12 protein-coding genes, 2 tRNA genes and 1 pseudogene are annotated in these 10,187 nt (G+C 72.1%); 1 reads left to right on the top strand and 14 read right to left on the bottom strand.

What is annotated here, in order from left to right:
• Positions 1 to 571, bottom strand: a pseudogene (locus I5E_RS06605) (aconitase family protein); the annotation flags it as partial.
• A gap of 159 nt (positions 572 to 730) precedes the next feature.
• Between I5E_RS06605 and I5E_RS06600 the strand changes: the two are divergent.
• A complete protein-coding gene (locus tag I5E_RS06600; protein WP_022906292.1) occupies positions 731 to 1,798 on the top strand; it encodes an FUSC family protein in 1,068 nt (355 codons plus the stop codon).
• A gap of 242 nt (positions 1,799 to 2,040) precedes the next feature.
• Here the strand turns inward: I5E_RS06600 and I5E_RS06595 are convergent, their stop codons facing one another.
• The 13 genes from I5E_RS06595 to I5E_RS06535 all read right to left on the bottom strand — a co-directional run.
• Positions 2,041 to 2,646: a histidine phosphatase family protein gene (locus I5E_RS06595; protein ID WP_031261749.1), complete on the bottom strand. Its 606-nt coding sequence runs from the start codon at positions 2,644 to 2,646 to the stop codon at positions 2,041 to 2,043.
• Positions 2,643 to 3,017, bottom strand: a complete 375-nt coding sequence (crcB, locus tag I5E_RS06590) for a fluoride efflux transporter CrcB (RefSeq protein WP_022906291.1) — start codon at positions 3,015 to 3,017, stop codon at positions 2,643 to 2,645. Before crcB ends, I5E_RS06595 begins: the two co-directional genes overlap by 4 nt.
• Positions 3,014 to 3,559 (bottom strand): fluoride efflux transporter FluC, encoded by a 546-nt coding sequence (locus I5E_RS06585; protein WP_022906290.1) that lies wholly within the window; start codon positions 3,557 to 3,559, stop codon positions 3,014 to 3,016. The genes crcB and I5E_RS06585 overlap by 4 nt, the downstream gene beginning before the upstream one ends.
• A gap of 127 nt (positions 3,560 to 3,686) precedes the next feature.
• Complete coding sequence (locus tag I5E_RS06580) at positions 3,687 to 4,112, bottom strand: RidA family protein (protein ID WP_031261747.1); 426 nt, start codon at positions 4,110 to 4,112, stop codon at positions 3,687 to 3,689.
• On the bottom strand, positions 4,109 to 4,927 hold the full coding sequence (locus I5E_RS06575; protein ID WP_022906288.1) for a DNA-formamidopyrimidine glycosylase family protein: 819 nt from the start codon (positions 4,925 to 4,927) through the stop codon (positions 4,109 to 4,111). The genes I5E_RS06580 and I5E_RS06575 overlap by 4 nt, the downstream gene beginning before the upstream one ends.
• Before the next feature lie 93 nt (positions 4,928 to 5,020).
• Positions 5,021 to 5,093: transfer RNA gene (locus I5E_RS06570), tRNA-Glu, on the bottom strand.
• 71 nt (positions 5,094 to 5,164) lie between these two features.
• Positions 5,165 to 5,240 (bottom strand) — tRNA-Glu (locus I5E_RS06565).
• Positions 5,241 to 5,337: 97 nt separating this feature from the next.
• On the bottom strand, positions 5,338 to 5,970 hold the full coding sequence (locus I5E_RS06560) for an MBL fold metallo-hydrolase (protein WP_022906287.1): 633 nt from the start codon (positions 5,968 to 5,970) through the stop codon (positions 5,338 to 5,340).
• Positions 5,971 to 5,980: 10 nt separating this feature from the next.
• Positions 5,981 to 7,033, bottom strand: a complete 1,053-nt coding sequence (locus I5E_RS06555) for a LacI family DNA-binding transcriptional regulator (protein ID WP_022906286.1) — start codon at positions 7,031 to 7,033, stop codon at positions 5,981 to 5,983.
• Complete coding sequence (locus tag I5E_RS24315; protein WP_022906285.1) at positions 7,030 to 7,479, bottom strand: hypothetical protein; 450 nt, start codon at positions 7,477 to 7,479, stop codon at positions 7,030 to 7,032. The genes I5E_RS06555 and I5E_RS24315 overlap by 4 nt, the downstream gene beginning before the upstream one ends.
• Before the next feature lie 5 nt (positions 7,480 to 7,484).
• Complete coding sequence (locus I5E_RS06545) at positions 7,485 to 8,396, bottom strand: carbohydrate ABC transporter permease (protein WP_022906284.1); 912 nt, start codon at positions 8,394 to 8,396, stop codon at positions 7,485 to 7,487.
• On the bottom strand, positions 8,393 to 9,367 hold the full coding sequence (locus tag I5E_RS06540) for a carbohydrate ABC transporter permease (RefSeq protein ID WP_022906283.1): 975 nt from the start codon (positions 9,365 to 9,367) through the stop codon (positions 8,393 to 8,395). Before I5E_RS06540 ends, I5E_RS06545 begins: the two co-directional genes overlap by 4 nt.
• Before the next feature lie 158 nt (positions 9,368 to 9,525).
• A partial coding sequence (locus I5E_RS06535) for an extracellular solute-binding protein (RefSeq protein ID WP_031261745.1) occupies positions 9,526 to 10,187 on the bottom strand: 662 nt, incomplete at its 5' end.

The following is a 10,187-nucleotide window of genomic DNA, read 5'->3' as shown; positions in this document are numbered from 1 at the left end:
CGCGATGACGGCGAGGATCATGTCCTTCGCCGTGACCCCGGGTCGGAGGGTGCCCTCGACCGTGATCGCCATGGTCTTGAAGGGCTTGAGCGGCAGGGTCTGGGTCGCGAGGACGTGCTCGACCTCGCTCGTGCCGATGCCGAAGGCCATCGCACCGAAGGCCCCGTGGGTCGAGGTGTGCGAGTCGCCGCAGACGACCGTGATGCCCGGCATCGTCAGGCCGAGCTGCGGGCCGACCACGTGGACGATGCCCTGCTCCTTGTCGCCCAGCGAGTGCAGGCGGACGCCGAACTCCTCGCAGTTGCGGCGCAGCGTCTCGATCTGGGTCCGGCTGGTCGGGTCCGCGATGGGACGGTCGATCGCGAGCGTCGGGGTGTTGTGGTCCTCGGTCGCGATGGTCAGGTCGAGGCGGCGCACCGGCCGACCGGCCTGGCGCAGGCCGTCGAACGCCTGCGGGCTCGTGACCTCGTGCACGAGGTGGAGGTCGATGTAGAGGGAGGTCGGGGTTGCCGTCCTCGCCCTTGACCACGACGTGGTCGTCCCACACCTTCTCGGCGAGCGTCTTTCCCATCGGGTGCGACCCTTCCTCGTTGTCGTCGACGAACCGCTGTCGCGGTTCGGTGCGGCGAGTCTAGCAGGTTGGTATACCAACGTGCTCCCGCGCCGACCGGCGGCCTGGAGGCGCGGGCCGACTCCGCGACACCCGTCGCGGTGGGAAGATGGTCACGACATGACGACCCCTGCGCACTCGACCCGGACCATCAACCTCGAGGGCGCGGCCCGCGCCGCGGTCGCCGGCGGCGCCCCGCTCGCACTGCTCATCGCCCTCGACATGCCCGGGTACGCCGCCTTCGCCATGTTCGCCGGCTTCACGGCGATCTTCGGCGCCACCGAGCCCTACCGGCAGCGCGCGGTCACCACCGGGGTCGCCGGTGGCATGCAGGCGCTGTGCATGACCGCGGGCATCGGGGTCGCCCTCGCCGGCGGGCAGCTCTGGATGCAGGCCGTGGGGCTGGTCCTCGTGCTCGTCGTCGCCGTCGGCACACTGAGCGTGCTCCGCACGATCCCGGCCCAGCCGATCTTCCCGGTGTTCGCGTTCCTCGTGTCGTCGCTCGTCCCGGTGCGCCCGGCGGACGTCCCCGTCATCGCGACGATCATCGTCTGCTCGGTCGTGTGGGCGTGGCTCGTGGCGATGTCCGGCTCGGTGCTCCGGCTGGTGCTCCACCCGCGGGCACCCCGCCGGTTCCGGCCGCTGGCGGAGCGCAAGCACCGTTCGCTCGCGGTGCTCCGGACGCCCGCGCTGTGGGAGACCGTGGCCCTCAACGTGGTCGGAGCGCTCGTCGCCGGGGCCGTCGCCGAGACGATCCCGGGGCTCGGGCACCCGTACTGGGCGGTCATCGCGGTCGTGTCGACGCTCCCCGCGCTCCGGCAGCGGCACACGGTGTTCCGCGCCTTCCAGCGGTTCATCGGCACGATCGGCGGCACCGTGATCGCCGTGGGGATCCTGCTGCTGGAGCCGTCGGCGTGGTGGATCGTCGTGATCGCCGTCGTCGGCCAGTTCTTCGCCGAGATCTTCGTCGCCCGGCACTACGCCGTGTGCCTGCTCTTCCTCACACCGCTCGCCCTCGCCGTGTCGTGGCTGAGCCTGCCCGAGGCGCCGGAGCTCCTCGCGCTCGACCGCGTCGCGCAGACCACCCTCGGAGCGCTCGTCAGCGTCGCACTGCTGTTCGTGGGGCGTGGGATCGAGCGGCGGCGCGGTCGCGCGCTGGGCGCGACGAGCGCGATCCGCACCGTCTGACCCGCGCGCGGCGCGGCGCCCGCGCCCGCGCGCGGCGCGGCGCCCGGCGTACCTGGTCGAACCGGGCGTACCTGGTCGTTCCTTCCGACCAGGTACGCCCGGTTTCGCTCGCCACCGCATGCGACATGGGAAGGAACGGGCGCTGACGACGGACGGGAGGCGCGTGGCGGCGCCGACCCGCGCCTCCCGTCCGTTCGTGGTCGCGACCACCGCGCCGTGCCTCCGCGAGGCGGACCACCGCGTCAGTCGCGCGGCTGGATGTTCCAGGCGTCGATGACCGGGCGGCCGTGCTCGTAGCCGAGGACGCTGACGGTGGCCGTCCCGAGCTTCAGCACGGCGCCGTCCTGAGGGGCGAGCCGGATCCACGCGGCGCCGAGGGCACGCAGGACGTGACCGTGCGCGACGATGACGGCGTCCTGCCCCTCGGCGAGCACCGGCCGGACCTGGTCGAGCACCCGCTCCACGCGCACCCGGACCTCGGCGGCGTTCTCGCCGGGGGTGTCACCCGCAGGGACCCCGTCGGCCCAGAGGTCCCACGGACCGTGCCGGAGCACCTTGATCTGCGGCGTGGTGAGTCCCTCGTAGGCGCCGTAGTCCCACTCGTAGAGGTCCTCGTCGAGCTCCGGGTCGAGCCCGATCAGGGCGGCCGTGTCTCGGGCGCGCTGGAGCGGGCTGGACAGCGCCAACGCGAACGTGCGGTCCGCCAGGTACCGGCCGGCGCGCTTCGCCTGCTCGATCCCGTTGTCGGTGAGCGGGATGTCGGTGCGGCCGGTGTGCTGCCCGCTCTTCGACCACTCCGTCTCTCCGTGACGGACGAGGACGAGTTCGCCGGGGCGTTCCGAGGTCATGTGTTCCTTCCGAGCCAGAGGCCGAGCGCGGCTGCGCCGACCGAGACGACGAGCATCCCGAGGCCGTTCAGGACGGCGAGCCGGGGCTTGCCGGATCGGAGGAGCTGTACGGTCTCGACGCTCGCCGTCGAGAACGTCGTGTACCCACCCATCATGCCCGTTCCGAGCACGGCGACCGACGCGAGCGGGATCGTCCCCGCCTGGCCGAGGCCGGTCAGGACCCCGAGGACGAGCGATCCGGTGACGTTGATGACGAGGGTGCCGAGCGGGAAGCCGGAGACGCGGGCCTTCACGGCGCCGTCGAGGACGAACCGCAGCGCGGCACCGACGCCCCCGCCGACCGCGACGAGGAGCAGTTCGAGGGGGCTCACCGGTCGCCCCCGGTGGTGTCCGCGGACTGCGCCGGTGCGGCGGTCGTCCGGGGCCGGACGAGCGCCGCGACCCACAGGCCAGCGACGACCGCGACGAGCCCCGCCGCGACGCTGAGCAGCGCGTACCCGCTCCCGGCGCCCCAGCGTCCGGCGTCGAGCAGCTGCGCGGTGTCGTCCGCCAGCGTGCTGTAGGTCGTGAAGCCGCCGAGCACCCCGGTGCCGACGAACAGCCGGAGGGTCCGGCGTCGGCCGACGTCCGGGCCGCGGTGGGCGAGTGCCTCGAGCAGCAGCCCGAGGACGAAGGCCCCGGTGACGTTGATCGTGAGGACCGCCCAGCTGACGCCGTCGTGCGCCGGGAACGCCTCGGCGAGGACCGCGCGGACGCCGGTGCCGAGGGCGCCGCCGACCGCGACCGTGGCGAGGGCGGACCAGCGGAGGTGGACCGGTCGGTCCGGACGGGTGTCGGTCTCCTCGACCTCGACGTCCGGGTCGATCGGGATGTTGCCGGAGTCGGTCGGGCGTCGTCGGTGGTCGTCGGTCACGGTGCTCCTATCGCCGAGCACGCCGGATCGTCTCCGCGCGTGCGGTGTTCTCGGGATAGGGACCGTTGGCGGGTGACCGCGGTTGGGTCCGGCAGGCCCCACTGCCGGGTCTGACGACGGGATCAGACTAGCGCGTCGGCGCGGGGTGGTCCGCGACGGCCGCGATCCCCTCGATCTCGACGAGCTGGTCGTCGTAGCCGAGGACGGTCACCCCGAGCAGCGTGCTCGGCACGTCGTGGTCGCCCATCGCGGCGCGGACGACCTGCCACGCCGCCACGAGGTCCGCCTGCCGCGTCGAGGCGACGAGGACCCGGGTCTGCGCGAGGTCGGTGACGCCGGCACCGGCCGCGGCGAGCGCGGTCGTGAGGTTCTCGACGCACTGCGCCGCCTGGGCGCGGACGTCCCCCACGCCCACCGTGCGGCCGTCGGCGTCGAGCGGGCAGGCTCCGGCGAGGAAGACGAGCCGGCTGCCCGCGGGGACGGACGCGGCGTCCGCGTACTCCGCGACGTCGCTGAGGGCACCGGACCGGATGAGCTGCACCACACTGGTCATCGGCCCAGTGTGGCCGACCCACCGATCGGCTGGCACCGTGGGCACCACCAGACCCGGCGCGGCGGCGATCCGGGGCGCTCGACGTCGTCCCGTGCCAGGACGGGCGTCCGGCACCACAGGCACGGTCGGCCGGCGCGACCGACGACCCAGTGGCGGGTTCCCCGGCCCGGGCGCCCGGTGGTGACCTGGTACGCGGACGGCACCGTCGCCGAGTGCACGAGCATCCGGCGGGCGAGGTCGAGCATCGCCGGCAGGTCGACCCGCTCCACCGGGGTGTCGGGGTGGATCCCGCGGAGGAAGCAGAGCTCCCCGACCCAGAGGTTGCCGAGCCCGGCGACGGTGCGTTGGTCGAGCAGTGCGGCGCGGATCGTCCGGCCCGGACGAACGGCGAACCGGGCGACGGCGGCGTCCCGGTCGAAGTCCTCGTGCAGCAGGTCGGGTCCAAGCGGTCCGAGCACGCGTGCCTCGTCGGCGGTGGCGACGTGCTCGACGACGGGGAGTGCGATGCCCCACAGCGTTCGGCCGTCCTCGAACGCCATCCGCACCCGAGCCTCGGCCACGGCGTGCGCGGGGAGCCGTCGACCGGGTGCGGTGAGCGTCCACGAGCCCGTCGTGCGCATGTGCGTGTGCAGCGTCGTCCGGTCGTCGAACCGCGTGAGCAGGTGCTTGCCGTGGGTCGCGTGGCCGACGACGGTGCGGCCGCCGAGCGCGCGACCGGCAGTGGGCCCGCCACGGAGTTCGCCGGACCGGATGAGCGCACCGTCGACCTGCCGCAGTCGCGCGGCGAGGCGGAACACCGAGTCGCCTTCGGGCATGCGGCGACCGTACCGGGGGCGACTGACACCGGCGACGGAGCCCCGTGGACGACGAAACGCCCCCCGGCGGACCGGAGGGCGTTCGTGGTGGTGTGACCCCAGCGGGATTCGAACCCGCGTTACCGCCGTGAGAGGGCGACGTACTAGGCCGCTATACGATGGGGCCGTCACACATGGGAATCCCCCGCCCTGGAGCGGGGGTCATGGTCGTTGCCGGAGTCGGAGGCTAGCCACCTGTGGTGACCCCAGCGGGATTCGAACCCGCGTTACCGCCGTGAGAGGGCGACGTACTAGGCCGCTATACGATGGGGCCGTTCCGACAACTCGACAAGTATGGCACAAGCGGTCCGCCGTGCCAAAACGAGGCGTGTCGCCCGGGTGCGCCGCCATGCCGCGGCGGGCATGTGCGCTCAGATCGTGAACGATTCGCCCGGCTGCAGCACGACGAGTGAGCCGGACGGCTCCACCGCCTCGCGGAGGCGACCGGTGTGCATGTCGAGGCCGACGTCGGACAGGGTCGCCTCGTGCACGGGGTAGGCCCGCCGGGGTGCGACCGCGAGCACGTAGTCCATCATCTCGGCGACCTTGAGCCACGGGGCACCGACGGGCGCGGCGAGGACCTCGACCGGCACGTCGGGGACGGTGTACGAGTCACCGGGGTGGAACAGCCGGCCGTTCACGAGGACACCGGTGTTGTCGACGACCGGGACGCTCGAGTGGATCACGTTGTGCCGCGTGCCGTGGAAGGTGAGGTCGAACGGGCCGACGGTGCGCCGGTCCCCGGCCGTGACGACGTCGACCGCGACGACCCCGTCGAGGGCACGCGCGACCCCGGCGGGGCCGATGACGACGGCTCCGGGACTGCCGTCGAGGATGCGCCGGACCTGGTCGGGCGTGACGTGGTCGGGGTGCTCGTGGGTGACGACGACGGCGACGACCCCGGTGACGTCGACCGGGCGGGTGAAGCCACCCGGGTCGAGGACGAGGCGTGCGGTGCCCTCGGTGACGACCTGGCAGGCGTGCTCGAGCTTGGTGACCTCCATGCCGGCGACCCTACGCGGCCGGTGGGTCCTGGAGCCGCACCGGCCCGGTCGTCGACCGCACCACGAGGTGTGCCGGGGACGCCGACAGCGGGCCCGCGACGCCGCCGTCGACCTCCTCCAGCACCGCCCGGGCGGCGACCCGCCCCTGCGCCACCGGGTCCTGGGCGATCGTGGTCAGACCGGCGACCTCGCCGTACTCGTGGCCGTCGATGCCCATCACGGACACGTCGCCGGGCACCTCGAGGCCGGCTCGACGTGCGGCGAGGACCACCCCGAGCGCCATCTCGTCGGACGCGCAGAAGACCGCGGTCGGGATCGCCGCACCGCGGGTCCGGTCGAAGAGCGCCGCTCCGGCGTCGGCTCCCCCGGCGAAGGAGAACCGGCCGTCGAGGATCCAGTCCTCGCGGACGGCGATCCCCCGTGCAGCCAGCGCGTCCACGAAGCCGTCCCGCCGCAGCCACGGCACCGCGACGTTCATCCCGGCCTCGTCCTGCCCGCCGACGTACGCCACGTCCCGGTGGCCGAGGCCGCACAGGTGATCGACGGCGACGGCGGCGACGACGACGTCGTCCACGCCGACGTTCCGGAGCCCGGGCGCCGGCCCGCCGATCACGATCATCGGGTGGCGTGTGAGCTCGAGCTCGGCGCGCTCGGTCTCGTCGAGCACGAGCGAGAGCAGCACGAGCCCGTCGACGCGGTGCCGGAGCATCGAACGGCGGAACGCCCGGTCCCGGTCACCACCAGGACCGCCGAGGTTGTACAGCACCAGGTCGTAGCCGGCCCGCCGCAGCTCGGCGTCGACCCCGCCGAGGGCCTTGACGTAGAACCACCGGTCGATCACGGGGACGACGACGCCGATCGCCCGCTGACGTCCGGTGGCGAGACCGGCCGCCGCCGAGCTCGGGACGTACCCGAGCTCGTCGGCGACCCGTCGCACCTCGTCGATCGTGGTGTCCGCGACAGTCGACATCCCCCGCAGTGCGCGGGAGACCGTGGACTTCGACAGGCCCGTGACGGTCGCGATCTCCTGGATGCCCATGGACCGGCCCGGGAGGCCCGTCACCGGTCCGACGGCCGCCGCACGTCGGCGACGGGGCCGGCCTGCGCTCGCGCGGACGTCGGCGCACGGTCCGCCCCGTGGAACGCGTCCGCGTCCCGGCGCGTCCGGACGGCCCGGCGACCCGCGGGTGCGAGCTCGTCCCACCCGACGTGCCGGTGGACGCGTCCGTCCGGGCTGGAGGACGTCCGACGGACCGGGACCGCCGGTGCCGCGGGGGCCCCGCCGATGCCGTCGGTCGACGCCGTGCGGCGGAGCACCGACACCCGCCACCGGTCGAGGGCGACCACGCCGAGGACCGAGGCGAGGAGGGTGAGCGCCCAGCCGAGGGCCGGCCGGCCGGTGACCTCCGAGAACACCGTGACGCCGAGGAACAGGACCCCGAACATCCCGACGAAGCCGATGGCCTCCTCGATCCGGGCCGTGGGCCGGGTGGGACCGCGCTGCGCCATGACCGTCAGCCCTTCACGCCGCCGGCGGTGAGGCCGGCCACGATGCGCCGCTGGAACACGAGCACGAGGATCACGAGCGGGATCGTCACGATCGTGCCCGCCGCCATCACCGCGGTGTACGGCTCCTGGTGCGGCTGCGACCCGGCGAACGACGCGATGGCGACGGTGACCGGCTGGGTGGCGTCGCTCGAGAGCTGCGACGAGATGAGGTACTCGTTCCACGACGAGATGAACGCCAGGATCGCGGTCGTGAACACGGCGGGCGCGGCCAGCGGCATGATGATCCGCCGGAACGCCTGGATGCGCGTGCACCCGTCGATGCGTGCCGCCTCCTCGAGGTCCCACGGCATCTCGCGGAAGAACGACGCGAGCGTGTAGACCGTCAGCGGCAGCACGAACGAGATGCTCGGCAGGATGAGCGCCTGGTACGACCCCATCCACCCGATGTCCGTGAAGAGCTGGAACAGCGGGGAGATGAGCGCGACGCCGGGGAACATCGACGCGGCGAGGATCGCGCCGGCGATGACCGACTTGCCCTTGAACTCGAGGCGGGCCAGGGCGTACGCGGCGCTCGTGCCGACGAGCAGCGCGATGATCGTGACGACCGCTCCGATGAACACACTGTTGAGCAGTGCGCGTCCCAGGTGGTTGCCCAGGGCGGTCGAGAACGCCGTCGCGTAGTTGTCCAGCGTGACGTGCGTGAACCACGGGGTCGGGTCGAACGTGAACCCGACGTCGCGGAAGCTCGTCACGACCATCCAGTAGAACGGCAACAGGCACCAGACGGCGATGACGGTCGCCTGGATCCCGGTGCGCAGCTTCCGCCCGGTGTGTCGTTGCACGCGCACCTCGGTGCGGTCGACCTCGCGCTCGCGGGACCGGGTGGCGGATCGGGGTCGGTCGGCTGCGAGGCTCATCGGAGTTCACCCTTCTGCTGTGCTGCCTGGGTCTGGACGACGTTCGCGCCGAGGAACCGGACGAAGACGAACGCGACGATGAAGACGACCAGGAAGGTGATGGTGGACAGGGCCGACGCGGAGTTGAAGCCCTGCCGGATCTGGTCGACGACGAGCACCGAGAGCGACACGGTCGCGTTGCCGGAGCCGCCGCCACCGCCGGTCATGATGGCGATCAGGTCGTAGATGCGGAGGGCATCGAGGACACGGAAGAGCACCGCGACCATCAGCGCCGGCTTCACGAGCGGGAGGGTGATGTTCCAGAACCGCTGCATCGTCGACGCGCCGTCCATCTTCGCGGCCTCGTAGACCTCGTCCGGGATCAGCTGGAGCCCCGCGAGGATGAGCAGCGCCATGAAGGGGGTCGTCTTCCACGTGTCGGCGATGATGATCGCCCACCGGGAAGCCCACTCGCCGGAGAACCAGAGGACCTGGTGCCCGATCACGTGGTTGAGGACACCGTTCGCGTCGAAGATGAAGTACCAGAGCTTCGCGGTGACGGCGGTCGGGATCGCCCACGGCACGAGGATGGCCGCGCGGACGAAGGCGCGACCCTTGAAGTCGCGGTTCATGATGATCGCCATCCACACGCCGATCACCGTCTCGAGGGCGACGGTGACGACCGTGAAGAAGAACGTGTTGCCCATCGCGGTCCAGAACTGCGAACCGAGGTTGCCGGGCGGGCAGGCGGTGTTGCCGCACTGCTGGCCGAGCCAGTGCACGTAGTTGGTGACGCCGGCGAAGCCGCCCTGCACGAACAGGCCGGTCGCCTTGTCGAGTCCGGCGTCGAGCTGGAACGACTGGATGACCGCGCTGACGACGGGGTAGCCGATGACGACGGCGAGGAGCACGATCGTCGGACCGATGAGGTACACGGCCCATCGGCCGTGCTCGGCGTTGAGTCCGCCCTTGCGCCGCTTGTGCGGCTCCATGCCCGTCGGGTTGGGGATGGCGGCGGGGATCTCGGTTGCTGCTGACACGTGACGGCCTCCTTGCCGGGTGTCGGGACGCAGGATGAGGAGGACGGGAGGCGCGGGGCGGGGTCGACCCGCGCCTCCCGTCCGGTGCGGCGTGCGCCGCGGTGGACCGGCTAGTTGCCGTTGCCGCTGGTCGCCGTCTTCAGGGCGTCCTGCATGTCCTTCAGGGCTTCGTCGACGCTCTTGGAGCCCTTGAGGGCGGCGTAGGTGTTGTCCTGGATCGCCTTGGTCACGGCCGGGTAGAACGGCGTGACCGGGCGCGGCTCGGCCGACTCGATCGACTTGAGCAGCGTCGGCAGGTACGGCAGCTTGCTGGTGAGCTCGGAGTCCGTGTAGAGGTCACCGACGACCGGGGCGAGCGAGCCCTGGGTCGCGAAGAACTTCTGCGTCTCGTTCGACTCGAGGAACTCCAGGAAGTCGTGCGCGGTCGCCTTGTGCTTCGAGTACACGCTGATCGCGGCGTTGTGCCCGCCGAGCGTCGAGGCGCCGGTGCCGTCCTTGCCGGGGATCGGCGCGATGCCGAAGGTGTCCTTGACCTTCGACGAACCGTCGGTCTTGGCGAGGTTGTACACGTACGGCCAGTTGCGCAGGAAGAGCAGCTTGCCGGACTCGAACGCGGTGCGGCCCTGCTCCTCCTGGTAGGTGATCGCCTCGGCCGGGATGTTCCCGTCCTTGAACGCGTCGACCAGGTTCTGCAGACCGGCCTTGGCGTCCGACGAGTCGACGTCGGGCGAGCCACTCTTGCCCAGGACCGAGCCGCCGGAGCCGTTGATCG

It is taken from the genome of Curtobacterium sp. B18 (genome assembly GCF_000333375.1).
Taxonomy (GTDB): domain Bacteria; phylum Actinomycetota; class Actinomycetes; order Actinomycetales; family Microbacteriaceae; genus Curtobacterium.
This window is presented reverse-complemented; position numbering and strand designations above follow the sequence as displayed.